The sequence below is a fragment of the Saccharibacillus brassicae genome (assembly GCF_006542275.1).
Classification (GTDB): domain Bacteria; phylum Bacillota; class Bacilli; order Paenibacillales; family Paenibacillaceae; genus Saccharibacillus; species Saccharibacillus brassicae.
Genome location: NZ_CP041217.1, coordinates 3106849 through 3131800, shown reverse-complemented (window position 1 = coordinate 3131800; position 24952 = coordinate 3106849). Strand labels below are relative to the sequence as shown.

Annotated in this window: 23 protein-coding genes and 1 riboswitch; of the genes, 12 read left to right on the top strand and 11 right to left on the bottom strand. The window is 58.9% G+C overall.

The annotated features are described in order from the left end of the window. Positions 1-173: 173 nt before the first annotated feature. The 3 genes from FFV09_RS13010 to FFV09_RS13000 all read right to left on the bottom strand — a co-directional run bounded on the left by FFV09_RS13010 (position 174) and on the right by FFV09_RS13000 (position 2950). On the bottom strand, positions 174-986 hold the full coding sequence (locus tag FFV09_RS13010; RefSeq protein ID WP_141448228.1) for an undecaprenyl-diphosphate phosphatase: 813 nt from the start codon (positions 984-986) through the stop codon (positions 174-176). 235 nt (positions 987-1221) lie between these two features. After that, the gene (locus FFV09_RS13005; protein WP_141448227.1) at positions 1222-2262 is read right to left on the bottom strand and encodes an EAL domain-containing protein; all 1041 of its coding nucleotides are present in this window, start codon (positions 2260-2262) and stop codon (positions 1222-1224) included. Between the two features lie 271 nt (positions 2263-2533). After that, positions 2534-2950 (bottom strand): pyridoxamine 5'-phosphate oxidase family protein, encoded by a 417-nt coding sequence (locus tag FFV09_RS13000; protein WP_141448226.1) that lies wholly within the window; start codon positions 2948-2950, stop codon positions 2534-2536. A gap of 172 nt (positions 2951-3122) precedes the next feature. After that, positions 3123-3236, top strand: a riboswitch (TPP riboswitch). Positions 3237-3362: 126 nt separating this feature from the next. Between FFV09_RS13000 and FFV09_RS12995 the strand changes: the two genes are divergently transcribed. From FFV09_RS12995 to FFV09_RS12970, 5 genes are all read left to right on the top strand, one after another. After that, entirely contained in the window at positions 3363-4424 is a 1062-nt protein-coding gene (locus FFV09_RS12995) for an ABC transporter substrate-binding protein (protein ID WP_141448225.1), read from the top strand. 80 nt (positions 4425-4504) lie between these two features. Further along, the gene (locus FFV09_RS12990) at positions 4505-4804 is read left to right on the top strand and encodes a thiamine-binding protein (protein ID WP_141448224.1); all 300 of its coding nucleotides are present in this window, start codon (positions 4505-4507) and stop codon (positions 4802-4804) included. Continuing rightward, the gene (locus FFV09_RS12985; RefSeq protein ID WP_141448223.1) at positions 4801-5601 is read left to right on the top strand and encodes an ABC transporter permease; all 801 of its coding nucleotides are present in this window, start codon (positions 4801-4803) and stop codon (positions 5599-5601) included. The genes FFV09_RS12990 and FFV09_RS12985 overlap by 4 nt, the downstream gene beginning before the upstream one ends. After that, positions 5598-6629 carry an ABC transporter ATP-binding protein gene (locus FFV09_RS12980; RefSeq protein WP_246098329.1) on the top strand — a complete coding sequence of 344 codons (1032 nt, stop codon included), beginning with the start codon at positions 5598-5600 and terminating at the stop codon, positions 6627-6629. Before FFV09_RS12985 ends, FFV09_RS12980 begins: the two co-directional genes overlap by 4 nt. A 516-nt stretch (positions 6630-7145) precedes the next feature. Further along, positions 7146-8087 carry a TatD family hydrolase gene (locus tag FFV09_RS12970; protein WP_141448222.1) on the top strand — a complete coding sequence of 314 codons (942 nt, stop codon included), beginning with the start codon at positions 7146-7148 and terminating at the stop codon, positions 8085-8087. Between the two features lie 762 nt (positions 8088-8849). Here FFV09_RS12970 and FFV09_RS12965 read toward each other — a convergent pair. Continuing rightward, positions 8850-9668 (bottom strand): purine-nucleoside phosphorylase, encoded by an 819-nt coding sequence (locus tag FFV09_RS12965; RefSeq protein WP_141448221.1) that lies wholly within the window; start codon positions 9666-9668, stop codon positions 8850-8852. Positions 9669-10058: 390 nt separating this feature from the next. On the opposite strand from FFV09_RS12965, the gene FFV09_RS12960 reads away from it, so the two are divergent. Further along, positions 10059-10268, top strand: a complete 210-nt coding sequence (locus tag FFV09_RS12960; RefSeq protein WP_141448220.1) for a hypothetical protein — start codon at positions 10059-10061, stop codon at positions 10266-10268. A gap of 211 nt (positions 10269-10479) precedes the next feature. On the opposite strand, the gene FFV09_RS12955 is transcribed toward FFV09_RS12960, so the two are convergent. From FFV09_RS12955 to FFV09_RS12925, 7 genes are all read right to left on the bottom strand, one after another. Then, positions 10480-11454 carry a protein kinase family protein gene (locus FFV09_RS12955; protein WP_170315018.1) on the bottom strand — a complete coding sequence of 325 codons (975 nt, stop codon included), beginning with the start codon at positions 11452-11454 and terminating at the stop codon, positions 10480-10482. Positions 11455-11539: 85 nt separating this feature from the next. Beyond that, positions 11540-12289: an oxygen-insensitive NADPH nitroreductase gene (gene nfsA, locus FFV09_RS12950; protein ID WP_141448218.1), complete on the bottom strand. Its 750-nt coding sequence runs from the start codon at positions 12287-12289 to the stop codon at positions 11540-11542. A gap of 207 nt (positions 12290-12496) precedes the next feature. Further along, positions 12497-12778, bottom strand: coding sequence for a hypothetical protein (locus FFV09_RS12945; RefSeq protein WP_141448217.1), 282 nt, complete (start codon positions 12776-12778; stop codon positions 12497-12499). 175 nt (positions 12779-12953) lie between these two features. Then, positions 12954-13967 (bottom strand): hypothetical protein, encoded by a 1014-nt coding sequence (locus FFV09_RS12940; RefSeq protein WP_141448216.1) that lies wholly within the window; start codon positions 13965-13967, stop codon positions 12954-12956. A gap of 325 nt (positions 13968-14292) precedes the next feature. Then, the gene (locus FFV09_RS12935; RefSeq protein ID WP_141448215.1) at positions 14293-16857 is read right to left on the bottom strand and encodes a heavy metal translocating P-type ATPase; all 2565 of its coding nucleotides are present in this window, start codon (positions 16855-16857) and stop codon (positions 14293-14295) included. Between the two features lie 109 nt (positions 16858-16966). Then, positions 16967-17167 carry a copper ion binding protein gene (locus tag FFV09_RS12930; RefSeq protein ID WP_141448214.1) on the bottom strand — a complete coding sequence of 67 codons (201 nt, stop codon included), beginning with the start codon at positions 17165-17167 and terminating at the stop codon, positions 16967-16969. Positions 17168-17436: 269 nt separating this feature from the next. Continuing rightward, positions 17437-17790, bottom strand: a complete 354-nt coding sequence (locus tag FFV09_RS12925) for a metal-sensitive transcriptional regulator (protein WP_141448213.1) — start codon at positions 17788-17790, stop codon at positions 17437-17439. A 155-nt stretch (positions 17791-17945) separates the two neighbouring features. Between FFV09_RS12925 and FFV09_RS12920 the strand changes: the two genes are divergently transcribed. The 6 genes from FFV09_RS12920 to FFV09_RS12895 all read left to right on the top strand — a co-directional run bounded on the left by FFV09_RS12920 (position 17946) and on the right by FFV09_RS12895 (position 24940). Next, complete coding sequence (locus FFV09_RS12920; RefSeq protein ID WP_141448212.1) at positions 17946-18521, top strand: thymidine kinase; 576 nt, start codon at positions 17946-17948, stop codon at positions 18519-18521. A 206-nt stretch (positions 18522-18727) separates the two neighbouring features. After that, positions 18728-19573, top strand: a complete 846-nt coding sequence (locus tag FFV09_RS12915) for an MBL fold metallo-hydrolase (protein ID WP_141448211.1) — start codon at positions 18728-18730, stop codon at positions 19571-19573. Positions 19574-19945: 372 nt separating this feature from the next. Beyond that, positions 19946-21649 (top strand): methyl-accepting chemotaxis protein, encoded by a 1704-nt coding sequence (locus FFV09_RS12910; protein WP_141448210.1) that lies wholly within the window; start codon positions 19946-19948, stop codon positions 21647-21649. 371 nt (positions 21650-22020) lie between these two features. Continuing rightward, positions 22021-23067: an ABC transporter permease gene (locus tag FFV09_RS12905; RefSeq protein WP_141448209.1), complete on the top strand. Its 1047-nt coding sequence runs from the start codon at positions 22021-22023 to the stop codon at positions 23065-23067. Further along, positions 23064-24251 (top strand): ABC transporter permease, encoded by a 1188-nt coding sequence (locus FFV09_RS12900; RefSeq protein ID WP_141448208.1) that lies wholly within the window; start codon positions 23064-23066, stop codon positions 24249-24251. The genes FFV09_RS12905 and FFV09_RS12900 overlap by 4 nt, the downstream gene beginning before the upstream one ends. Next, entirely contained in the window at positions 24248-24940 is a 693-nt protein-coding gene (locus FFV09_RS12895; RefSeq protein ID WP_141448207.1) for an ABC transporter ATP-binding protein, read from the top strand. The genes FFV09_RS12900 and FFV09_RS12895 overlap by 4 nt, the downstream gene beginning before the upstream one ends. Positions 24941-24952 lie beyond the last annotated feature (12 nt).

The window sequence follows — 24952 nt, the reverse complement described above, 5'->3', positions numbered from 1 at the left end:
TCCCCCTTGGATTGGCTTTTCTACTGCTTTACCTACTCAGCCTCAGACTATAGCTTCTTCCTAAGGGTAACCATAGTTGAATTGGCACATTTAACCATTCATAAATACCTAATTTATTTTCTCATACAAAAAAAGCGCGCTTCCCTGTTCGGAGAAGCGCGCTTTTGGATACTTTACAAGAAAATCAACAACAAAATCCCTACCACGAAGCAGTAATACGAGAAATACCTCAGGTTCCCTTTCGCCATGATGCCCATGAACCAGCGCATCGCGAAATACGTCACGATCAGCGCCGCGAAGAACGCCAGCACGTAAGGAAGCAGCATACCGGGCGCGTCCGACGCTTCGATAATGTCGGGTACGCCGAGCACGATCGCGCCCAGACTGACCGGGATGTACAGCATGAACGAGAAGCGCAGCGCGGTGTCCGGCTTCATGCCCGTCCCGATCGAGGCGATGACCGTCGAGCCCGAACGGCTCACGCCGGGAATAAGCGCCACGGCCTGCGCCAGGCCGACCAGCAGGGCGTCGCGGAATTTCAGGTCGCCGTCCTGCTTGCGGCCGCGCATGTTGCGGATCAGCCACAGCGCGAGGCCGGTGAACAGCAGCGCGACCGCGACCGTCTTGACCGACGAGAACGTCGCTTCGATCCAATCTTTGAACAGCAGGCCGACCACGACGGCCGGGATCGTTCCGACGACGACGTAGACGGCGAACATGAAGTCCGACTTGTATGCCGCGTTCCGGGTGCGCATGTACTTCCAGCTCCCCGTGATCAATCTCCAGATGTCGTGCCGGTAAATGAACATGATCGCGATCAGCGATGCCGTATTCGTTAAAATTTCGAACGTCAGTCCCGTCTGATCCACGCCGAGCAGACGCTGCGCGACGATCACGTGACCGCTGGACGAGACGGGGATCGGTTCGGTCGCGCCCTGCACGATGCCCAGAATCAGGTATTTGAGCCACAGCCAGCTTTCTTCCATTTCTCTCCCACTTTCTTCTATGTATACTTGTGCCCGGTCGAAAAACCGAACGTCGGCTCCCGGCACATCTTCCCAATTTAACATGAAGCGGAGGGAATAGGAAAGCCACGCACGCACTCGCCGCCCCTGCCCGCTCGCTGCATCGCCGGCTTCCAAACCAAAAAGCAGGTCCGCCCACCGGGCAGGCCTGCTCTGTTTTTCGCAAAAGAAACGACCGATTAATTATCGCAATCCGTCAGCCGACGGCGATCGGTTCCGACGCCGGGCGGCCGAACAGATAACCCTGGGCCAGCGAAATGCCAAGGCTGCGGCAGAACTCGTATTCTTCGCGCCGCTCGATGCCTTCCGCCAGCACGACGCCGCCGAAGCTCGACGAAATGTTGACGATCTCTTCGATGCGGCGCTGCTTGTCCGGCGATTCGTCGCAGCGGTCGATCAAGCCCCGGTCGACTTTGACGAAATCGGGCTTCAGGTTGGCCAACACTTCCGGCGTCGAATAACCCGAACCGACGTCGTCCAGCGCCACCGACACGCCGCGCGAACGGTACACGTTGAAGATGCGCTGCAAATGCGGCATGTCGCTGATCCGTTCCGTCTCCACCACTTCGAACACGAAGTCCTGCGGGTCCTGCTGGTAGCGCTGAATAGCGGCAAACGTATGCTTCAGGCAGTAGTCCGGATTGTAGATCGAGGACGGCAGAAAATTAATAAAACGTTTTACGCCTTTGGGCAGCACTTCCGCGCTGCGACGGATCGCCGAGATTCGCGCCGCCCGGTCGAGAAACGAGTGCATCCCGGTACGCCGCGCCACGTCGAACAGTTCAAACGGATTGAACGACTCTCCCCCGGGAGCCGCGCGCAGCAGAAATTCGTAAGCGACGATCGCTTCCTGATCGTTGACGATCGGCTGCATGAAGCTTGTGAATTTCTCCTGCGTGATGATGCTGACCATGTCCATGTTTTGAAACCGCGCCGCGATCTGGGAGAACGGCAGCCATGGCAGCAGAACCGGCGAATCTTTTTCCCCGCAGATCTTCACCTGAAGCGGTTCCGTCCATTCGACCGGCAGGCTGTTCAGCCATTCCGCCATCTCCAGAAATTGTTCCTTGCTCGTATATGAAAAAAACAGAACGCCGCTCTCGTAGCCGTTTCGTCCCGATTTCCAGTTGCGATCTTCGACCAACTCATTCAGCATCTCCGTCACGGGACGCAAATACACGGTACCCCAATCTTCGATGGGCTTTACCGGCTGACAGCTGCTGCATATATGCTCCATACTTAAGGAACCCCCCAAAACTTATAATTGACGCAATATCCACTCCGACCAAAAAACCGGTTCCTTTAACCTAGACAGCAAGCGATTCAATCTTCACCTATTACCCAGTGCCCCTCTTTTAGAATCGGGTTCTTTCGACTTATTTTTTAGACCTTTTAGCTGATTATCAAAACAATTTCACACAATTCTCATACAAAAAAGCTCCGACCGGCGCCACTGGGCCGATTCGGAGCTTTTTATACAACAATTGACTTATGCGTTCAGAAGAGGTTTAGCCTTCCCAAACTTCCACTTCGTGTTTGCTTTTGGCGTATTCCGCACGCGAAGGCGTGATTTTGATCACGACGTAATTCGGATCTTCCGGTCCTTCGAGCCACTGCTCGAACGAATCGTGCCACAGCTTTTTGCGCAGCTCTTCGTCACGCGTAATTTCGGCCGTACCTTCGACCTGGACTTCGTCCTGCGTTCCGCCTTGTTCGAAGCCGAGCAGCAGCGCCACGTTTGGGTTCTTCTCCAATTCTTCGACTTTGTGCGTCTGGGAGCTGGTGACCAGATAGATGGTCATGCCTTCATTGAATACGGTCATGTAACGTACTTTCGGACGGCCGCCTTCGACCGTGGCGAAAGATCCGAAACGGTTACGTTCCAAAGTTTCCGTAATTTTTTGTTCCAATTGTTGTTGGTCCATGGTATAAAGCCTCCTAAGCAAGATGGGTGTATTCGAGCTACAGTGGTTCGTCTCTCTATTAGTAAGTACCCGAATAGACGAAAGTGAACCGGATGCTTACCGAATCGATTCGTTCGCTGGACAGCTTTTCTTTTAAAGGCTATAATGACTCCGAAGCAAACCCGACAAATTCATAACCCCCGGGGGGTGCCGGAAGCAAGGCCGGCTGAGAGTGTATCCCAAGCAGATACTGACCCTTATACCTGATCTGGGTAATGCCAGCGTAGGAACGTTTAAGCGTGTTTGCCCCATCTAGCTTCTCGATCGGGACCCGCAGCTTGCATCGACGTGACGCGTCCCGGAATCCGGGGCGCTTTTTTGGCGTTCCGGCGGGCATGAAGCAGCGGGCAATACGGTTGAAGGAGACAGAGAAATGAGAAGCACGCACAAGGGGATCGGCAAAAGAATAAAATGGACGGCTCCGCTCGCGGCGCTGCTGCTGGCGCTGACCGCCTGCTCGGGCGGTGCCGGCGGCGGAACGCCTGCGGCGACCGGTGACCCGAAAGCGGCGGATGGCGGCGAAGCGCAGACGCTGCGCGACGTAAGCGTCGTGCTGGACTGGACGCCGAATACGAACCACACCGGCCTGTATGCCGCGGTGGATCAAGGTTTTTACGAACAGGAAGGCTTGAAGGTCACGATCCTGCAGCCGGGTGCCGGCGGCGCGGACCAGATGGTCGCTTCGGGCGAAGTGCCGTTCGGCATCAGCTACCAGGAAAGCATCACGCAGGCGCGCGTCCAGGGCGTTCCGCTCGTCTCGCTCGCCGCGGTCATCCAGCATAATACGTCCGGCTTCGCGGCTCCGACCGACCGGAACATCAAATCGCCCAAAGACTTCGAAGGCAAACGGTACGGCGGCTGGGGTTCCCCGGTCGAAGCGGCGGTCATGAAATCGATCATGGACCAGGAAGGCGCGGACGTGTCCAAAGTGGAAAACATCAACATGGGCGACGCCGACTTCTTCACCGCGGTCAAACGCGATATCGACTTCGCCTGGATCTTCTACGCCTGGACAGGCATCGAAGCGAAGCTGCGCGGCGAACCGATCGACATGCTGTACGTCAAGGATTATTCCGACAGTCTCGACTACTACACGCCGGTCATCGCGACGAACGAGAAGCAGATCGCGGACGACCCGGAACTGGTCAAAGCGTTCATGAAAGCGACGAGCGAAGGCTACGAATACGCGATCGACCATCCGGCCGAAGCGGCGGATATCCTGATCCAGGCCGTGCCGGACCTTGATCCCGAACTGGTCAAAGCGAGCCAGGAATGGCTCAGCCCGAAATACCGCGACGACGCGGACCAATGGGGCATGCAGAAGCCGGAAGTATGGGACAACTACGGCAAGTGGATGAGTTCGCAGAACCTGCTCGAAGGCGAATTCGATTCCACGAAGGCGTTCACCAACGACTATCTGCCGACAGCGAAATAGAAGCACTCCGGGTCGGGTCCGATTCGGACAAGATTCGGATAGAATCCAGATAAAATTCAGCCCAGAGAGGAAGATGGTTTATGGCAGCGACCCTGCTTAGCATTCAGGTTATCCCGAAGACGCCGAACGGCGAAGACTCCATCCCCTACGTGGACAAAGCGATCGAAGTGATCCAGCGCTCCGGCGTCAAATACGAGGTACACGCGCTGGAGACGACCATGGAAGGCGAACTGCCGGAACTGCTCGAGATCGTGCGGCAGATGCATGAAGCGCTGACCGAAGCCGGCGCGCCGAGTGTCATCTCCCAGATCAAAATCGCGCATTATCCGAGTCCGGACGGGATCAGCATCGAACGTCTGACCGCCAAATACCGTCCATGAGCCTGCGCTTGACGCTCGGCCGATGGTTCCGCTCCGCGTGGCCGCCCTTCGTGGCGGTCCTCTTGTTTTTGTTCGTGTGGGAGATGGCGGTCCGCTTCTTCGCGATCGAAGCGTGGATTCTGCCGTCTCCTTCGCTGATCGCCGGCGAAGCTTCGCGCAGCGCGGACTCGCTCTGGATGCACACGCTGTCCACGCTGCGGCTGACGCTGATCGGATTCGCGATCGGCTCGACGGTCGGCCTGCTGGTCGCCTGCCTGCTGCATCTGGTGCCCCTGCTCAAATCGGCGCTCTATCCGCTGCTGATCCTGAGCCAGAACGTGCCGACGATCGCGCTTGCGCCGCTGCTCATGATCTGGTTCGGCTTCGGCCTGCTGCCGAAAATTATCGTCATTACGCTCGTGTGCTTTTTCCCCGTCGCCGTCTCGGCGATGGACGGATTCGCGCAGACCGACCGGACGATGCTGAACTACATGCGCATGATCGGGGCGAAACGGGTGCAAATTTTCCGTAAACTGGAGTTCCCCCACGCCCTGCCCTCCCTGTTCTCGGGACTGCGCATCGCCGCGACGTACAGCGTCATGGGCGCCGTTATCGCGGAATGGATCGGCGCGCAAAAAGGAATCGGCTATTACATGATTTTGCAAAAATCGGCGTTTCGCACCGACCGCATCTTCGCCGCCATCGTGATCATCGTCGCGCTCAGCCTGCTGCTGTTCCTGCTGGTCACGCTGATCGAGCGGCTCGTCGTGCGCGGCGGACGCCGAAGCGGGAACGCGGAAGGAGGCGAAGCGGAATGAGCGGGATGAGCGGAATCGAAGAGAACGGCCTGCCGGTTAAAAGAGTCGGAGACGACGGTAGGCTCGGGAGCGGTGCGCGTCGCGAGGTAGAGCATGGCGAGAGCGATTCGCGGCGCGGGGTAGAGAACGGCGGGAGCGGTGCCGGAGCGGATGCGGGCCGCCGGCTTGAATCCGGCGGCAGGAACGCTGACGGAGAACACGCGCAGCTGCGAGCCGCTTCCGGAGGCGGGCACGATTCGCCGGTCAAGCTGGCGCTGTCCGGCGTAAGCAAATCGTTCGGCAGCCGACGCAAGCCGCTGCCCGTCATCGGCGGCGTCTCGCTCGAAGTGCGCGAGGGCGAGTTCGTCAGCCTGATCGGACCGTCCGGTTCCGGCAAAAGCACGCTGTTCCACCTCATCGGCGGACTGCTTCGGCCGGACGCCGGCGAGATCGCGCTGGACGGCCGGGTCATTACCGGCGAGCGCGGCCATATCGCCTACATGCCGCAGCAGCCGGCGCTGCTTCCCTGGCGCACGATCGAAAGCAACGTGATCCTCGACCGCGAGATCAACGGCGCCTCGCGCCGGGAGACGCTCGAAGAAGCCCGCCGCTGGATGGCGCGCGCCGGTCTCGCCGGCTTCGAGCAGGCGTATCCGCACATGCTGTCGGGCGGCATGCAGCAGCGCGCGGCCTTTGTGCGCGCGCTGCTCAGTCCGCACGAACTTATGTGCCTCGACGAGCCGTTCAGCGCGCTCGACGCTTTTACCCGCAGCGAGATGCAAGCGTGGCTGCTCGATATTTGGGAAGAGACGCGGCGCTCCGTGCTGTTCGTCACGCACCATATCGAGGAAGCGCTGCTGCTGTCGGACACGATCTATGTGCTGTCCGGCCGCCCTTCCGCCGTGCTTCGGCGGATCGAAGTCCCGTTCCCGCGCCCGCGCCGCGAAGAGATCGCGGAAACGCCGGAATTTCTGGCGCTGCGCCGCGAACTGACCGGACTGATGAAGGAAGAGCAGCGCAAAAGCCGCGACGCGGCTGCGAGAGGGTAAGACGGCCTCGCAGCCGCAGCCGCAGTCGCAGTCGCAGTCGCAGTCGCAGTCGCAGTCGCAGTCGCAGTCGCAGTCGCAGTCGCAGTCGCAGTCGCAGTCGCAGTCGCAGTCGCAGTCGCAGTCGCAGTCGCAGTCGCAGTCGCAGTCGCAGTCGCAGTCGCAGTCGCAGTCGCAGTCGCAGTCGCAGTCGCAGCGTAGGCTGAGGGAATGTTGACCTTTCGTCAACATTTTCACCCGGAAATCCGATTTTTTAGCGAAAAGTGATCAAAATGACAACAAATCCGAGCTTTAAGTACGTTTTGGGCCGATTTTCGCGGAAAATGTGAGCATAATGAACACTTTTTCGCAAAATCGGCTTGTTTCGGTATAAAATGTTGTCATTTTGCACACATTTTAGTTTGGGTTTGGGTTTGGGTTTGGGTTTTAAAGGGTCCGGACGGCCCGTCCTTTTTCGCCCTGCCCTTTGCGCCCCGCCGCTTTTTTTCATATAAAAAAACGACAGGAGGTTCGTCCGCCATGAGCGCCAAATTGGCCGATTCGCATATTCATCTGGAGCAGTACGATCCGCAGCAGGCGGCGCGCATGCTGAGCGAGTTCCAGGACGAAGGTGGAGCGTTTGTCGTTGCCGTCTCGATGAACCTGGAATCCGCGCGCCGGACCGAGGCGCTGGCGATACAATATCCGGACGTCGTGCGCCCGGCTTACGGCTTCCATCCCGAGCAGCCGCTGCCGACTCCCGAGGAAGAAGAAGCGCTATTCGCCTGGATGGAAGCCCGGGCTGCGACAAGTGAGGGGATAGGCGAACGGGCAGATGCGCAGGCAGAGGAAGAGGCTTCGCCGGCAGAGTCCACGCCCGAAACGGCGTCCGGCGTGCAGAAATCGGCAGCACCCTGTTTGCTTTCCGCGCCTTCAAATTCTGCCCAACCGCCGCGCATGACGGCGGTCGGCGAAGTCGGCCTGCCTTACTATAGCCGGCTCGAAGCGTCGGAACGCGGCGAAAGCCTCGACGAAGACGGATACGTCCGGCTGCTCGAACGCTTCGTCGCTTTTGCCGCCCGGCACGACCTGCCGATCGCTCTGCACGCCGTGTACGAAGATGCGGATACCGCGTGCGACCTGCTGGAGCGATACAGCGTCGAACGCGCGCATTTCCACTGGTTCAAAGGCTCCGAGCACACCGTCCGGCGCATGATCGCGAGCGGCTACCGGATTTCTTTTACCCCGGACCTGCTCTATGAAAAAGAAATCCGCGACCTGGCCCGGCTCTACCCGGAAACGCTCGTCATGAGCGAAACCGACGGCCCGTGGCCGTTCGAAGGTCCTTTTTCCGGACGCGCTACCCATCCGTCCATGACCGCCGACGTCTGCCGCGAATGGGCGCAGCTCCGCGGACTCGACGAATCCGCTGCCCGCGCCATCCTGCTGGATAACGCCCGGCGTTTCTACGCGCTGCGTTAGACGGGTTAAGGAGCGAATAGCCGGACGCGGGAGGGTCGGCGGATGCGGGCGTTTACCGGTACGTGAGTCCGCGGATGCGGGCGTTTGCCGGTACGTGAGTCTGCGGGTGCGGGCGTTTGCCGGTACGTGAGTCCGCGGGTGCGGGCGTTTGCCGGTACGTGAGTCCGCGGATGCGGGCACTGACCGGTGCATACGTTTGCTAGTGCGTAGATTTGCTGGTAAATACGCCGCCCGTCTGCACACCCTCGCGCCTGTGTGTACATCCTCGCGCCCGTCTGCACATCCTCGCGCCTGTCCGTCCATCGCCTACCCGGCCGGCAGACCGCCCGTCTATCCGCCGCCCCGCCCAAACTCCAACGAACCCTTCTATCGCTATTTTCGATTTTCCGGCCTTTTTGCAAATCTAACGAATCGTCATATCGCTATTCGTCCGACTTCCCGGCCAAAACCGGCTTTTGGCCCGATTAGCGTGCTCACGATTCGTTACATTCGAAAACCACGCCAAAAAGACGACTTAGCGCGCCCAGGATTCGTTAGCCTCTCCCTTTTCGCACGCCGCGTCATCGGCTATCGCTCCGACGCCCGCTCACCCGGATCGCGGCTCCCTGTTCCCCGCACACCGCGTCCCGAATATTCGCTCCCGCCCAAAACAACCCAAAAAAAGAGCCCAAAAACCGTCATCCGGTTTTCTGGCTCTTTTTCCATGCCCAATTCCCGCCGCGACGCCGCAATGTCTCGCCGCCCCGCCGGTTCCCGCTTTTTTTACGCCCGGTCCAGAATGCCTTTGACCAAGCCCACGAACTTCTCCCGCACCTGCGCCGCGACTTCGATCACTTCGTCGTGGCTGAGCGGCTGATCCAGAATACCGCAGGCCATATTCGTCAGGCAGGAGATGCCGAGCACTTTCATGCCGCCGTGCACGGCCACGATCGTCTCCGGAACGGTGGACATGCCGACCGCGTCGCCGCCGAGCGTGCGGATCATGCGAATCTCCGCAGGCGTCTCGTAAGCCGGACCGCTCCACCAGGCGTAGACGCCCTGCCGGAGCGTCGTGCCCTGCTCAGACGCCACTTCGAGCGCCAGATCGCGCAGTTCGCGATTGTAGACCTGCGACACGTCCGGGAACCGAACGCCCAGCTCGCTGTTGTTCGGCCCGATCAGCGGATTGGCGCCGACGAGATTGATATGGTCGCTGATCAGCATCAGGTCGCCCGGCTTGAAGTCCGTGTTGACCGCTCCGCAGGCATTCGTGACGATGACCGTCTCGACGCCCAGCGCTTTCATGACCCGCACCGGGAACGTCACTTCCTTGAGCGAATAGCCTTCATAGTAATGGAAACGCCCTTTCATCGCTACGACCGTTTTGCCGTTCAGCTGGCCGATGACCAACTCGTTGGCGTGGCCGATCGCTTCCGATTTGGCGAAATACGGAATGTCGGCGTACGGAATAACGACCGCGTTTTCGATCTCGTCGGCGAGCGTGCCCAGACCCGATCCCAGAATCAGGCCGATCGTCGGCCGCTGCTCCGTCTTGGCGGCGATAAAGTCGCGCGCTTCCATGATTTCCTGCGTTTTTTGCATGATGAATCCTCCTCGAATGGTCGCTTCCCGAACGTGTTCCGCGGCTGCGGCAGTGCGGCAGGTCCGGCGAAGCCGTTTTTCCCTCTGGCGTACCGCGTGCCTAGACCAGTGTACCGGGAGAAGCGCCCGCGTGTAAACCGTCCCCGTCCGCGCAGGCCGCAGCGCCGCTGTTTCTCATGAACTTCTAATGTTAGCGACCCACCGAAACGGGTAACTTCAGAGCAAGGACCTCTTTGGCGAAAAGAGTGCCGATCCGACACCGCCGGTCCGGTCCGTCCGGGCCGCAGCCCGATTGAAACGCTGCGCAAGCCGCATCCGTATAGCTCTTATCACGATCGTTATCGCCGAACCGTCTTCGGACGCGGCGCACCCAACCGAGGAGGCATTCCCATGTTCAAAAAAATCGTCGACAAGATCGTCCATTCCGCTTCGAGCTCCAGCCACAAGCGCGGATCGAGCAGCCATCGCGGCCGCCGCCATCACGGGTCCAGCAGCAGCCGTCCGAGATACTCGCGTTCTTCGTCTTCCGATCACCGCCACGGCGGGCACGGACGTCACGGCCATTCCTACTACAAAAGAAAATCCGGCAGCTCCAGTTGATCCCAAGCAGGGACGCTTACGCTGACGGCAGCGCGAAAAGGCCGTTCTCCTCGTCGATATCGACGAAGGGAACGGCCTTTTGACGTTCGGATCGGACGCCGCGCACACCCACATGGTGCTCGGCGCGGCAGCACTTCCGGCCCGCGAAGCGGCCTGCGCCGACGGCAGGCTGTCCGCTTCGCGCACCCGGCTTCTGCCGCCGCGAAGCGCACTAAGCCGGCGGCGTATCTCCACCGCCACCGCCGTCCGCGCCCGCCTCGCTTCCGCCGCGCAGACGCTCCAGACTGGCGCGAATCGCGTGCGCCGCCGCCCGCGTATCCGCATAAGGCTCGTCCAGCCGCAGCAGGCGCCGCAGCAGGGCGGAAGTCGGCCCGGACAGCTCCAGTTCTTCTTCCCAGGACGGTCCGCCCTCCTCCGGCAAGCCGCCGTCTGCGGACGCGGAACTGCCCGCGGCGGCGGAATCTCCGCCTCCGACGCCGGCCCGCAGGCGCGCCGCCGCGGCCGCTTCGGAATCGCGGGCCGTGTCCGGCAGCTCGCCGGGCGGCGCGTAGCCGGAGTAGAGCATGTACAGCAGCAGATGGCCGGCGTCTTCCAGATCCGAGACGATGCGGGCCGGCATGCGGCTCGGCAGCGGCGAACCGTCGGGCGCCGACGCGTCGTCCTCGCCGATGCGCCGGGCCAGGCCGAAGTCGATCAGGTGAATGCCGGCTTCGTCCATCATCACGTTCGGAATCCGAATATCCAGATGGACGTAGCCGCGATCGTGCACATGCCCGATCCGGTCCAGCAGCTCCAGCGCCCAGCTCAGGCAGTCGGCTTCGCCGAACACGCGCCCTTCTTCGAAAATCAGGTCTTCCAGCGTCCGGCCGCGCACGTAATCGGCGGCGAGCCACCGGCTGCGGCGATCAATGAAAAAGCCTTGGCAGCGGGGAATGAACGGATGGTCCATCGCCAGCAGCGCGCGGCTTTCCCGCTCCAGCAGCAGTCCCGCCAGCCGGCGGCGGCTCGGCTTGGCCTGCTTGAGCGCCACCTCGCCGCCGCCCTGCCGGTCGGTGCAGCGATAGCTCAGCCCGTAGCTGCCCATGCCGAGCCATTCGGACACTTCGTAACGTTCCCCGATCACGTCGCCGGGCTGCAGCGGATAATCGCGCCAGGCCCGGATAAACTCTTTGATGGATTCAAGCATCCCCTGCTCCTTCATGCGAACGCCGGCTCAATGTCCCGGCGTCGTCTCTTGTGTCCGCAGCCCGTCTTTTTCCAACGGCTTCGATCTACTCTTTGTTCAACCCTTTTCCGGCCAAAAAAGCCCGAAGCTGCATCCGCGACGGCGTCGTCAGTTTGGCCGCCATCTGCTCGGACCAAGACGATGTGCGCTGACCGCCGGTACGCTCGGTCATGTAGCGGATCGACGTCTCGTCGTAGGCGGCCGTGCCGCGCTCGCTCTGCTCCGCGCTGTAGCCGTTCATGTGCAGCACCGCTTCCTGCGGCAGCCGCGGACGCAGTCCCGCTCCGTGCTGCGGATCGGGATACCCGACGCACATGCCGAATACCGGGTAGACGTAGTCCGGCAGCCCGAGCAGGTCCGACACGCTCTCGATATCGTTGCGGATGCCGCCGATGTACACGATGCCGAGCCCAAGCGATTCGGCGGCCACGGCCGCGTTCTGCGAAGCCAGCGCCACGTCCACCGTCGCGACGATAAAGTTCTCCGCCGCTCCTTCGTACGACGCCGCATCCGGCGCGTGGGTGTCGGCGGCTTTTTTGAGCCGGGACAGATCCGCGCACCAGACGAGGAACACCGGGCATTCGCGGATATACGCCTGATTGCCGGCATATTCGGACAGTTTGCTTTTCAACGCGGAATCGGTAACGGCCACGACGGTATACGCCTGCACGTTGCTGGAACTGGAAGCCATCTGGCCGGCGGCCACGATCGCTTCGAGCTGCTCCTGCGAAACAAGGCGATCGGTATATTTGCGCACGGAGCGGTGGTTCATTAACAGGGATAGCGTTTCGTTCATGAGCCAAGCCTTCTTTCCATCGGTTTTGATTGCTCGATTTCGATTTTTCGGTTTCGATTTCCGTCTCTATTATGGAACTCCGGCGGACGCGGCGCAAGCCTGCGGATAGGCCCACATGTGCAGACGCAGCAAAAAGCCCCTCGGGCAAAGCCCGGGGACCCGCTACGGTCTGTCTCTCGCACCTTGCGTCAGGCCGCGCTCCCGGCGCTAACGTTCTTCGCGGGGAACGTCCGCCCGGACCGGAGCGTGCGGCTCGGAAAGCGTATTCAGAAAATCGGGGCGGAACAGCTCGTACGGCTCGGTGTAGGGCGAAGGCCCGACATCCGGCGCGGCGGCGAACACGGAACCTTCTGTCCGGCGCTCCACGGACAATCGCTCTGGCATGGAATCGGAATCGGAATCGGGGCGAGGATCGCGCAGTGCCTGAATGAGCGCAAAAGCGGCGGTAAACGAAATATTCGGCTGATGGACCCGGCGGCTTCTGCTCATTCCGTTCTCTCCCTTCGCGTGATCTTATCCTACATATCGGCTGAGCTTTTTGTATATTTAACGCTTATATGTCTGTTTGACTCGAAATATTTGGAAAAAAGAGGGTGGATTTCGAACTTTCCCGACATACTTTGTTCACATGGGTCTCAACGGCTGAAGCTTTGGACCGGATACGTTAGCTCTTCGCAGGATTGCGCGCGTCGCGGAACTTCTCCGCCGCCGGCGTCAGCTTGCCTCCGCCCTGCTCCAGCACCGAGACGTAAGCGCGCAGCATCCGGGCAAACGCCGACGTGCCGCCTTTGCGTGCGTGACGCCCATAAGCGGCTTCGGCGTCCGGATCGATCCGCCGCGTCGCCGAGTCGAACAGCGGCACGTTGTCCGTGCCATACAGCACCAGATAGACCGACTGCCGATACATCTGCGCCACGACTGCGGATTCCGGCGAATCGGCGTAACGCTGCAAGTACACGCTCTGACGTTCGGCCCGCTCCAGCAGTTCCTGCCAGCTGACGATCAAGCCGGCGTCCTTCGTCACTTCGCTTCGCGTCTCGTCGGCCCGGATCGTCAAATATTCGGCGTAGCGCCGGCTTACGCGGTCCGCCTGTTTGCGGTAGCGTCCATAATCGATCTTCGGAAAATAGTACCCTTCGGTCACGTCCAGCACGTAGCCTTCGGTCTCGATCTCCCGAAGCAGCGCGTCGGCCGCGGCATTGCCGGTACGCGCGCCGCGCAGCCAGCGCCCGTCCGCGTAGCCGAACAGCTTCGCTCCCGACAGTGCGCTCTGCACCTTCTCTGCGCCCAGTTGTTCTTCCATTAACGTCAGGCGCTTCGCCTGCACGGCTTCGAGGCGGCGCAGCCAGACGGTGACGGTGGACGGCGCGGACCGCGCGGCTTGCGCTTCGATATGCTTCCACATACCCGGCACGTCGCTGCGGGCGGACAGCTTGGCGAACGCGGCAGCCGCGGCTTCGCCGGAAGTCTCTCCGGCGGACGCAGCCGCGTGGTCGCGCCGGGGCTTCGATCCGTTCTGGGCGGCTTTGGCTTCGCGGCCGCTCGGGGACGGTTCCTGCCCCGCGCTTGCCGCTGCCGCCCGTTCCGCCGGAAACGCCGAGCCGGTCAGCGCGGTCATCAATGCGATCGCGGCCAGCGCGGGAATTTTCTTGCTTGTCCGATTTCTTGTTCCGCTCATGCGCTCTCCTCCTCGAATGCCGCTCCGCCGCCTTGTTTTTTTGCAAACGGATACATGGCCTTTCGCGTATATACGCACGAACAATCGAAACGACTCGTAAATTCGAAAAATTAATGTGTTCTTAATGTAGGGAGACGCGGGAGCGTCCAGAAAAAACGTACAGAAAAAGCCGTACCGAGAGCGCTAATGCTCTCCATACGGCTGTTCCGACGCTGCTGCGCACTTTCTTCTGGATCTTTGCGAAATCCGAATCCGCCTCCGCCTCCGCATCGCGGCCCGAAACGTCAGGCGCGCAGCCTGCGGACGCCGGCCCGGATCGCGGCGGTCACAGCTTGACCCGCTGCAGCCGCAGCGCGTTCAGCACGACCGACACGGAGCTGAACGCCATCGCCGCACCGGCCAACCAGGGCGCGAGCAGCCCGATCGCGGCGATCGGAATGCCGAGCACGTTGTAGCCCAGCGCCCAGAACAGGTTCTGGCGGATATTGTCCATCGTGCGGCGGCTCATCAGGATCGCGTCCGCTACGCTGTTGAGGTCGCCCCGCATCAGCGTGATATCCGCGGCTTCCATCGCCACGTCGGTGCCCGTGCCGATCGCCATGCCGGTATCGGCCGTCGCCAGCGCCGGCGCATCGTTGATGCCGTCGCCGACCATCGCCACTTTGCGGCCGGCCTGCTGCAGCTTTTTCACTTCGTCCGCTTTGCCTTCCGGCAGCACTTCCGCCAGCACATCGGCTTCGTCGATACCGGCCTGCGCCGCGATCGCCCGCGCCGTCGCCAGATTGTCGCCCGTAATCATCATGACGCGCAGCCCCATGCCGCGCAGGCGGCGAATCGCTTCCGGCGACGATTCCTTGAGCGTGTCGGCAACGGCGACTACGCCGGCCAAACGGCCTTCGACGGCGACGAGCATCGCCGTCTTGCCGTCGCCTTCCAGGCGCTCCATGTCCGGCAGCGCCGCGGACGCTTCAATACCGAGTTCCTGCAGCATCCGGCGCGTTCCGACCCGCACTTCGCGGCCGTCGACGACGGCAGAGATGCCGTAGCCCGGCAGCGATTCGAACCGTTCCGCCTGAGGCATGGCGACGCCGCGTTCGCCCGCTCCGCGGACGAGCGCTTCGGCCAGCGGATGCTCGGACGCGTTCTCCGCCGCGCCGACCAGCGCCAGCAGGGCGTTCTCGCGCGCAGTTCCGGCGTCCGCCGAAGCGTCGGCCGCCGTCTCGGCCGTAGAATTCGCGGCTTCGAAGTCGCCGTAGACGATAACGTCTGTCAGTTCCGGCTTGCCTTTGGTTACCGTGCCGGTCTTGTCCAGCACGACCGTGTCGACGCTGCGCGCCGTTTCGAGATGCTCGCCGCCTTTGAACAGGATGCCGAACTCGGCTGCGCGGCCGGAGCCGGCCATGATCGAAGTCGGCGTAGCCAGGCCAAGCGCGCACGGGCAGGCAATGACCAGAACCGCGATCGCTTTTTCCAGCGCGCCCGGGAAGTTGCCGATATCGACAGCAAAGTACCAAAAGGCGAACGTCACGACCGCGATGCCGACCACGATCGGCACGAAAATGCCGGAGATGACGTCGGCCATGCGCTGGATCGGCGCTTTGGAGCCCTGCGCTTCTTCCACGACGCGCACGATTTGGGCCAAAGCGGTATCGCGGCCGACTTTGGTCGCTTTGATCAGCAGCGAGCCGTTCTTGTTGATCGTCGCGCCTGCGACCTGCGAACCGGGTTCTTTGCCGACCGGCAGGCTTTCCCCGGTCAGCATCGATTCGTCGACGGAAGAGAGCCCTTCCGTCACGACGCCGTCGACCGGAATTTTCTCGCCCGGCCGTACGCGCACGATATCGCCGGTCATGACTTCTTCTACCGGAACCTGTACTTCTTCGCCGCCCCGGATCACGATCGCCGTCTTGGCCTGCAGGCCCATCAGGCTGCGGATCGCGTCGGACGAACGCCCTTTGGCCCGGGCTTCGAACCATTTGCCGACGAGCACGAGCGTAATCAGCACCGCGCTCGTCTCGAAATACAGAGCCGGCATGCCTGGGGCGCCCATGCCGGACATCCCCGCCATATCCGGTCCGGCCGCGCCGCCAACCGCGCCTCCGCCGGCTGCCCAATTGATCGTCAGATATACACTGTAGAAATACGCGGCCGACGTGCCGAGCGCGACCAGGACGTCCATATTGGCGCTGCCGTTACGCAGCGCTTTGTAGGCGCCGACGTAGAACGGCCAGCCGATCACAAGCTGCACCGGCGTTGCCAGCGCCAGCTGGAACCACGGATTGAGGAACAGGTCCGGCACGTAGAGAAACGACGTGAACGAGAAGTGCCCGACCATCGCCCAGAGCAGCGGCAGCGACAGCAGCGCGGCGGTGAGCAGCCGGATCACGCGCTTGCGTTCTTCGCCGCCGCGATCCCGCTCCGTACCTTCCTGCTTCAGCTTGGCTTCATAACCGAGCTGCTGCACTTTGCGCATGATGTCCGCGGGCGCCATCGCTCCCGGCGAATATTCCACATGCGCCGTCTCCAGCGCCAGATTGACGCTCGCGTTCAGCACGCCGGGCATCCGGTTCAAGCCTTTTTCGATTCGCGTGGAGCAGGCCGCGCAGGTCATGCCGGAAATGTCGAAGTCCGACACTTCCTTGACCGTGCCGTAGCCGAGCGATTCGATCTTGCGTTCGATCTCGGCCGGATTCGTGGCTTTGGGATCGTAGCCGATCGACGCTTTCTCCAGCGCCAGGTTCACGTTCGCTTCGGCGACGCCGGGCATCCGGTTCAAGCCTTTCTCGATCCGGATCGCGCAGGCGGAGCAGGTCATCCCGCTGATCTGGAGCGTCGCCTGCTGCGTGGGACCGCTGCTCGACGCCGGTTTGTTTTCGGTTGCGCTTTGCATCTGAATAGCCTCCTTCTTACTAATTAGTACCCCTGGGGGGTATATTTTATTGAAAATAAAGCCCGGACGAAGCTCGCGAACAGCAACGTCCGGATCGGGGCAGGCGGGCTTAGACGACGTCGTAGCCCTGTTCTTCGATCGCCGATTTGATGGCGTCGAGGCTGACTGCGGCTTCGTCGTACGAGATGTCTACCGTTTTGGCGTTCAGGTCGACCGTGCCTTGGGCTCCGACTTCCTGCACGGCTCCTTCAACGGCTTTGACGCAGTGGTTGCAGGACATGCCTTCGACGTTAAGGGTTGCAGTTTGCATGGGTGGTTCCTCCTTGGGGGTGTGGGATGGTTGGATTATGGTAAAAAAACGGATTGTAGAAGTGAACTTGTTGTGAGAGTGACTTGTTGTAAAAGTGAACTTGGGAACGTGTGCGGACTTCCCGGCCCGGATTGGAATCGCTCCTTGGGAAGCCTTTTACTTCCCGGCCTTCATTGAAATCGCTCCTCGGGAAACCTTTGCTAACCGGTTGGACCGTCCAGTTAGCAAAGCCTTTGATTGAGGTCGCTGGTAGGGCGGCCGGGAAGTTTTTACTTCAATAATTTATTAACCGTAATCAGAAGTTCATCGATCACTTCGGTCTCGCCGGCTTCGATACGTTCGACCACGCAGCTCTTCATATGGCCTTCGAGCAGCAGGCGGCCGACGCTGTTCAGCGCGGACTGGGCGGCGGCGATCTGGTTCAGCACGTCGTCGCAGTACGTATCTTTCTCGATCATGCCCTTGATGCCGCGGATCTGTCCTTCGACGCGGTTCAGCCGGGACACGAGATTGCTCTTGGTAGCTTCGGAGTGATGGCTCTTTCTCGGCAGTTTGCCGTCTTCTCCGGGAACGCCGCAGTGTTCGGGTTCGAGCACGATCTCCGTATTTTTCCGAATCGCCATGGGTCCGCTCCTTTCGTTTGCATGGATAGTGTACCGGTATGCGTCTATTATAATATACCCCCATAGGGTATGTAAAGAGACAATAATTCTTTTTTTCCCGGAGGCGCATTCCTGCTACAATGGAGATCGGACTTTACAGCTAAGGAGAGAATATGATGGCACAGCTTTTTTTCAAATACGGGGCAATGAACAGCGGGAAATCGATCGAGATTCTCAAAGTCGCCCATAATTACGAAGAACAAAACAAAAACGTCCTGATCTTCACCTCCGGCATCGACGACCGCGACGAAGTCGGCCACGTGTCTTCCCGGATCGGGATGAAGCGCGAAGCGATCTCGGTCTACGCGGACACCGACTTATATGAAGAAGTGAACAATTACGACGGCAAAAAGATCAGCTGCGTGCTGTTCGACGAAGTGCAGTTCGTGACGAAGGAACAAGTGCTGCAAATGACGCGCATCGTGGACGAGCTGAATATCCCGGTCATGGGCTTCGGCCTCAAAAACGACTTCCGCAACGAGCTGTTCGAAGGCAGCCAGTACATGCTGCTGTACGCGGACAAAATCGAGGAAATGAAAACGATCTGCTGGTTCTGCGAGCGCAAAGCGACGATGGCGCTCCGCGTCGACGAGAACCGCAAGCCGCTCTACGACGGCGAACAGATTCAGATCGGCGGCAACGACCGCTACTTCCCCGTCTGCCGCAAATGCCACGCCAATCCGCCGCTATAATCGCATATCCGCCGGCACGCCGAATTGGCGGCGCCGCGCCGGCCGGTTGTTTTCCTTCCCGGGAAAAGACCGGCTTTTCTCGTTTCTCGCCTGCCGCGTCTCGCCTGCCGCGCCCGATGTGTCAGCGCTCTCTGTAACGGGTAAAACAGGGCAACCGTCTGATTCCAGCTTTTTCCCAATTCCAAATTTGCGGAGGTGCAACGCGCATGCAAGCTTATCCGAATTCCGGTTCGCCCGATGCGAGCCGTCCCGAAGACCGCCTGCCCGAAGACGTCACTTATTTGCGTACGAAAATTTCGAACGTCGTCCTGATCGGTATGCCCGGCAGCGGCAGCTGGGTGCTCGTCGATACGGGCATGCCCGGCTCGGCGTCCAAGATCATGAAGGAGGCGCGCGAGCGTTTCGGCAGCGAGAAGCCGCTGGCGATCCTGCTGACGCACGGCCATTTCGATCATACGGGTTCTATTCAGGATCTGCTCGAACTGTTCCCCGACGTGGACGTGTACGCCCACGAATTCGAGGTTCCGTTCCTGACCGGAGCAGCGGATTATCCACCCGGCGATCCGACGGTCGGCGGCGGCCTGATGGCCGCTTCGGCTCCGCTCTACCCGAACAAAGGCATCGACCTCGGCAGCCGCGTGAAGCCGCTGCCGGCCGACGGCAGCATGCCGTTCCTGCCGGACTGGCGCTGGCTGCACACGCCGGGGCATTCCGAAGGCCATGTCTCGCTGTTTCGCAGCGCGGACGGGACGCTTGTCGCCGGCGACGCGTTCATTACCGTCAAGCAGGAATCGGCATTGGCCGTGCTGACGCAGCGGCGGGAAATCCACGGGCCGCCGACCTACTTCACGCCCAACTGGGAAGCGGCGCGCACTTCGGTTGCCCGGCTTGCGGCGCTTCGCCCTGCGGCAGCGGTGACCGGACACGGCGAGCCGATGGCCGGACGCGAGCTGACCGAAGGGCTGGAGCTGTTAAGCAGCCGGTTCGACGAACTGGCCGTACCGGCCAGCGGCCGATACGTCGATTCGGCGCATATCGATCCCGAAGCCTGACGCGTAAAGCGAGAAACAGGCCGCCGTTGGCAGGAAAGTCCGGCATACCCCCGGCGGGTACCTTTCCGAGTGCGGGAACGAACCGATCGAACAGACCGACAGACCGAGATCCATGGACGTAAAGTTCATGGATTCCGGTCTTTTTTTCATGCTTTATTATCTGTTATCAGTTATTTTATGAAACAAAACTTAAGAACTAGGCACAAAGGCTTAATTCGACAAAATAACATCCAATAAATTCAAAAAACCGCTTTTAAAATCTTATTCTCCTGCCGATATATAAAATACTTACTTATATTCGACAAAATTCGAACTTTAAATGAATAAATGCAGATAATATTATCCATTTAAAGACACCCAGGAGGCTCTGCCATGAGAAATTTGAACGTACGCTGGAAGATCATGATTTTAACCGTTGTATCCGCTGTCTTGCTTGCCGTCATCGGTGTAGGCGGATATAACGCGACCCAAAAAGTATCCGCCGCTTCCGAACGCATGTATAACCGGAACGTCAAAGCGATGGCGATTTTGGACGAAGTCCGGACCAACAACGTCACCATGCAGTCGATCGTGCTGGAAATGATCGTCTCGACGAATGCGGCCCAGTCCACGGAACTGCAAGCCCAACTCAAGGAACGCCAGGACGCCAACAACGAGTCTTACGCGAAGCTCGAACAAGTTCCGATGTCGGCGCAAATGGAGAAGGAATACACCGCCTTCCGCAACGTTGTGCCGACTTATCGCACCGCGCTGCAGGAAGTCGTGGAGCTCAGCAAGCTGGACGACAAGACGCGGGCCTATACGGTCTTCACGGAAAAAGTCCAATCGCTGCGCCAGCAGACGAACGACATGCTGCAGCAAATCACGGCGCTGCAAGCCGGCGAAGCACAGGCCAGCAGCGAAGCGACCGTGCAGCTCAAGAACGGCTCCCTGATCTTGATCCTCTCCCTGCTGGTCGGCGGCATCGTGCTCTCGCTGGCGTTCGGCTACCTGATCGCGCGCGCCGTCTCCGTTCCGCTGCGCAAGATCCAACAGCTGATGCAGAGCGCCGAAGAAGGCGACCTGACCGTGCAGTCGGATTACCGTTCCCGCGACGAGATCGGCCAGTTGGCCAACTCGTTCAACGGCATGATCGGCGGCCTGCGCAGTATTATCCGCAAAGTGGATGAAAGCGCTCTGACGCTGTCCGCTTCGTCGCAGCAGTTGACCGCCAGCGCCGAACAAACGGCGGTCGCGTCCGGTCATATCGCTTCTTCGTCCAGCACGTTGGCCGACGGATTCGAAGCGCAGACGCAGACGGTGTCGGAAGTGACCCACTCCGCCGAGCAGCTGGCCGATAACATGGACAGCATCCGCGGCGGCAGCGAATCGATTACGGAACTGGCCGGACGCACCGAAGTGTCGGCCCGCGACGGACTGAACGAAGTGCAGGACGTCCTGCGCCAGATGCAGGATATCGATACGAGCGTCTCGCATACCGGATCGGTCATGGTTTCGCTGGAACAGCGCATCGCCGATATCGACACGCTCGTCTCCGCTATTCAACAGGTCGCCAAGCAGACGAACCTGCTGGCGCTTAACGCTTCGATCGAAGCGGCCCGAGCCGGCGACGCCGGTCGAGGCTTCGCCGTGGTCGCCCAGGAGATTCGCAAACTGGCCGAGTCGGCCGCGGAGTCCGCTTCGCAAATTACCGATACCGTCCGTTCCGTCCAGGTCGAGAGCCGCAAAGCCGTCGTCTCCATGGACGAAGCGTCCGGCCGCGTCAAGCACGGCGTGGAAGGCGCCGGCCGCGTCTCCGCCTCGTTCTCCGTCATTCAGCAGTCGATCGCCGACGTGTCCGGCCGGATCGGGCAGATCTCGCATTCCATCGCTTCCGCTTCCGGCCAATCGGCCGAGATCGGCCGGGCAATGCAGAGCATCAGCCGCGTGACCGAGCAGGGTGCGGCGGGCCTCGAAGAAGTGAGCGCGGCGAGCGAGCAGCAGCTGTCGACGATGGAAGAAGTCAACGGCTCCGCCCGTCACCTGTCCCAGCTGGCCGAAGACCTCCAGCATGAGATGACCAAGTTCAGCCTGTAAACCTGTCTCCTTCGCAAGTTCCTCGGCCTCGGGCGGCGCGCTGCCGCCTGCGAAGCGGGTTCCTCCCCTGTTCGCGGCCGTTTCCACATATTTCGAAAAACCGGCAGAGATTTCTGCCGGTTTTTTTGCTTTTTTGCGCTGCGTCGGAGTTCCCGTGTATCTACCGGAATATAGGGAGAAAAGGTTGGCGTCCTATTTTTCAAAAAAACCGTAACGTTTTGTTTTCCGGCAGCGTTTATTTTTTACGGCAAATACCTCTTTTTTATCGATAGCCTTCTTATAGAAGTCTTCTGAAATCTCTTTGAAAAATTAAAGATAAGACTCTTCTTCTTAATGTGGAAGGGTCTTATTTTGTTCTGGAGCGTGGATGCATGTTTTTTCTCAAAAGATCGCTATATCTCATTATTTATTATGTCGTCGTTGCCACTTTTACATGCTTGTCTTTTTCCGCTCTGCTCACTTCCTACGCGAGTACAGAGGTCATCCAGAACGGCTTGACGAAGAATGCCTTACAATTCAATATACATACCGGTGCCGCGGGTGCCTCTTCCGATTTGAAAAACAAACACCTTATCGAGCGTCTCGAACAGGGAAGCGATTCTTTCGTTCTCTACAAAGACCAAGATAATTATTATGCCAAGTCCGTTTACCTGCATCAGGCCAAACTGCCTTTTCCTCTGGATCACGGGCCAAGTCCCGATTCCCTTCCGGCGAACCAGATCTTGTTGGATCGCGGTTTGATGAACAACACGATCGTGCGGGACGGACAGCCCTATTTCTATTATCAGGGTCAGGCTTACCCGGTCTTCGACTCTTTCGTTTGGGTGAACAGTTATATGCATCGAAACAGCAATATTTTGATTACGCTCGATCCGGAAAAGCCGGCCTACGGCCCCTACTCCATTGACGGTATTTCCGAGACCGATCTGAACGCGGTACTGGGTCAGTGGATGTCGGAACAGCCCGAAGCTTTTTCTTATTCCATTGAACCTGCGGTTGCCGGATTCATGGATCGGTTTATGCTCGCCCTACGCGATCAGGCTTTTATCGTCATGGTATTCGGGATCGCTCTTCTGCTGATGATGCTGAGCACGCTTGGCACGACCATGTCCTGGGTACAGTCCAAAACAGACGAGATCCAGGCCCGACATTTGGTCGGAGCGAATGCGTGGCAGATCCGATTCTGGCTGCTTCGGGAATATGCGGTCGTTCTCCTGCTGAGTTTTATCATTGGCAACGTTCTGGCCTGGCTAATCGCAAAATGGGGTATTTTCCATGAACTGATTCGGGAAGTCACCCTGTTGGGCAGCCTGCTGGCCTTGTTGTTCTGTATGATTATAGGCACGTTGACCGCCCTCATCTCGACTTCTCGCTATGATAAAAGAAAGCGGACAAGAAAGAAGGTTGTCCTTCCATGAATCAAATGAAATACTCGGTACAGGATCTTTGGCGGCATAAAGGCAATTCGTTCGTTCTTTTGCTGGAAACGATCATGCTTCTGGTCATCGTCAACCTGATCGCTTGGAGCTTGAACGACATGAGTAAAATGAAGAACGAAATTCAACGGCTTAACGCGACCAAAGAAATTTACGGCTTGATTAATTTTACGGGAAACATGCAACAAAACCTTTTACTGCAAGACGACAAGAATATCCCGAAGTTAAACCGGATATACGATTCGATCTATGCCAACAATAAAGTGGAAGCTTTTTCGCTTTATTCTTCTACCTTTAATTTAAAAAAATCTTCTTTCGGCAATCCTGAATTTTTGTACACCTCGGATGCCAATGTATTTATTCCTTATGTTTATGCGAACGATCTCTTTTTTAAGTATTTCAATCTTGAAGTGGAGAAAGGGAGAACTTTCAGGGCTGAAGATTATCAGAAAAAGTCTTCAATCATTCCGATATTGATTGGCAGCGATCTTACATTCAAATACAAACTGGGAGACATTCTTTCCCCGCTCGGCAGCCAACGCTACCAAGTTGTAGGCATTTTAAAACAAGACAGCTCCTATATCGATATCATGGCAACCAGGGATTTCAAAAATTTGGACCGAATGATTTTGCTTCCGCTTAACAAAAACGACTTGTTAAGCGCGCTTGATTACGAAAGCGTAATTACGAGAGCTTACGTCGCCACCGACGATACGTCCGCGTTGGCTGAAATCGTCCAACGCGCGGCCGAATCCAACACGCTTTCTTTCGCTTTTAAAAGCATGCTCTACCAATCCAAATTCGTCGCCCAGGATAAAGAAAAATCGCTGCAAATCCAGATTCTTCTATCCAGCCTGATCCTGGTCTTTACGTTCGTTACGGTGACGGTCTCTTATTTGCAATTTATCGAAAAGCATATTTACGAATTCGGCGTCCATTTGCTGTCGGGAGCCACGCGGTCAGATCTGGCGCTCCGGCTGGGCGGACAATTTCTGCTGCTGCTGGCATTGGGCAATCTCGTTACGGCCCTCGTATTCGGAGCTTTTTCGAACCTCGCCGTTTCCCTGAGTGTAAGCGCGCTGCTGGCTGTCGTCTTTTTGACCATTCCGGTCATCCGATTGAATCGAATGTCCATGACTTCCATGCTGAGAGGAAGAAGCCGATGAACCCGATCGAAATTCGCAACCTGAACAAAGTGTTCAAAACCAAGCAGCATGCGCTGCACGCTTTGAACGACGTTTCGTTGAGCATACAAAAAGGAGAAATGGTCGCGATTATGGGGACCTCCGGCTCGGGCAAAACGACGCTGCTCCATATTCTCGGCTGCATCGATCATCCGAGCGGCGGCAGCTACCGCCTCAACGATATCCCGGTCGAACAGCAGTCTCCCAAAGCTTTGGCCCGAATTCGCAACCGTGACCTGGGGTTCGTTATGCAGGATTTTGCTTTGGTCGATCACTACTCCGTCCAAAAAAACGTGCTGCTGCCGCTGAACTACATGAAAGAACCGCAGCTTCGCAAAGAACGGGCGGCCCGCCTGCCGGCACTGCTGGAGAAGCTGCATATCGGACAGAAACGGCATGAGAAAGTCATGAATTTGTCCGGCGGGCAGAAGCAGCGCGTCGCGATCGCCCGGGCGCTGATTAACGATCCCGGCATCATTCTGGCCGACGAACCTACCGGAGCGCTGGACCAGAAAACGTCGCAGGAAATCATCGAGCTGCTTAAGTCCATCAATCAAGAAGGCAAAACGATCATCATCGTGACGCACGATCCGAATATCGCGGCTTACTGCGACCGGATCGTAAGGATCGAAGACGGTCGAATGATCGAGGCGGGCGAGCTCATCCCGTAGAACCCAAAAAAG

Bases quoted from the DNA above. Each gene is read 5' to 3' on its own strand.
- FFV09_RS12985 (WP_141448223.1), top strand. From the start codon at position 4,801: ATGAGCCTGCGCTTGACGCTCGGCCGATGGTTCCGCTCCGCGTGGCCG.
- FFV09_RS12990 (WP_141448224.1), top strand. From the start codon at position 4,505: ATGGCAGCGACCCTGCTTAGCATTCAGGTTATCCCGAAGACGCCGAAC.
- FFV09_RS13000 (WP_141448226.1), bottom strand. From the start codon at position 2,950: ATGGACCAACAACAATTGGAACAAAAAATTACGGAAACTTTGGAACGT.
- FFV09_RS12955 (WP_170315018.1), bottom strand. From the start codon at position 11,454: ATGCTTGAATCCATCAAAGAGTTTATCCGGGCCTGGCGCGATTATCCG.
- FFV09_RS12925 (WP_141448213.1), bottom strand. From the start codon at position 17,790: ATGGCGATTCGGAAAAATACGGAGATCGTGCTCGAACCCGAACACTGC.
- FFV09_RS12970 (WP_141448222.1), top strand. From the start codon at position 7,146: ATGAGCGCCAAATTGGCCGATTCGCATATTCATCTGGAGCAGTACGAT.
- FFV09_RS12965 (WP_141448221.1), bottom strand. From the start codon at position 9,668: ATGCAAAAAACGCAGGAAATCATGGAAGCGCGCGACTTTATCGCCGCC.
- FFV09_RS12895 (WP_141448207.1), top strand. From the start codon at position 24,248: ATGAACCCGATCGAAATTCGCAACCTGAACAAAGTGTTCAAAACCAAG.
- FFV09_RS12920 (WP_141448212.1), top strand. From the start codon at position 17,946: ATGGCACAGCTTTTTTTCAAATACGGGGCAATGAACAGCGGGAAATCG.
- FFV09_RS12935 (WP_141448215.1), bottom strand. From the start codon at position 16,857: ATGCAAAGCGCAACCGAAAACAAACCGGCGTCGAGCAGCGGTCCCACG.
- FFV09_RS12980 (WP_246098329.1), top strand. From the start codon at position 5,598: ATGAGCGGGATGAGCGGAATCGAAGAGAACGGCCTGCCGGTTAAAAGA.
- FFV09_RS12960 (WP_141448220.1), top strand. From the start codon at position 10,059: ATGTTCAAAAAAATCGTCGACAAGATCGTCCATTCCGCTTCGAGCTCC.
- FFV09_RS13005 (WP_141448227.1), bottom strand. From the start codon at position 2,262: ATGGAGCATATATGCAGCAGCTGTCAGCCGGTAAAGCCCATCGAAGAT.
- FFV09_RS12915 (WP_141448211.1), top strand. From the start codon at position 18,728: ATGCAAGCTTATCCGAATTCCGGTTCGCCCGATGCGAGCCGTCCCGAA.
- FFV09_RS12905 (WP_141448209.1), top strand. From the start codon at position 22,021: ATGTTTTTTCTCAAAAGATCGCTATATCTCATTATTTATTATGTCGTC.
- FFV09_RS13010 (WP_141448228.1), bottom strand. From the start codon at position 986: ATGGAAGAAAGCTGGCTGTGGCTCAAATACCTGATTCTGGGCATCGTG.
- FFV09_RS12945 (WP_141448217.1), bottom strand. From the start codon at position 12,778: ATGAGCAGAAGCCGCCGGGTCCATCAGCCGAATATTTCGTTTACCGCC.
- nfsA (WP_141448218.1), bottom strand. From the start codon at position 12,289: ATGAACGAAACGCTATCCCTGTTAATGAACCACCGCTCCGTGCGCAAA.
- FFV09_RS12940 (WP_141448216.1), bottom strand. From the start codon at position 13,967: ATGAGCGGAACAAGAAATCGGACAAGCAAGAAAATTCCCGCGCTGGCC.
- FFV09_RS12910 (WP_141448210.1), top strand. From the start codon at position 19,946: ATGAGAAATTTGAACGTACGCTGGAAGATCATGATTTTAACCGTTGTA.
- FFV09_RS12900 (WP_141448208.1), top strand. From the start codon at position 23,064: ATGAATCAAATGAAATACTCGGTACAGGATCTTTGGCGGCATAAAGGC.
- FFV09_RS12930 (WP_141448214.1), bottom strand. From the start codon at position 17,167: ATGCAAACTGCAACCCTTAACGTCGAAGGCATGTCCTGCAACCACTGC.
- FFV09_RS12995 (WP_141448225.1), top strand. From the start codon at position 3,363: ATGAGAAGCACGCACAAGGGGATCGGCAAAAGAATAAAATGGACGGCT.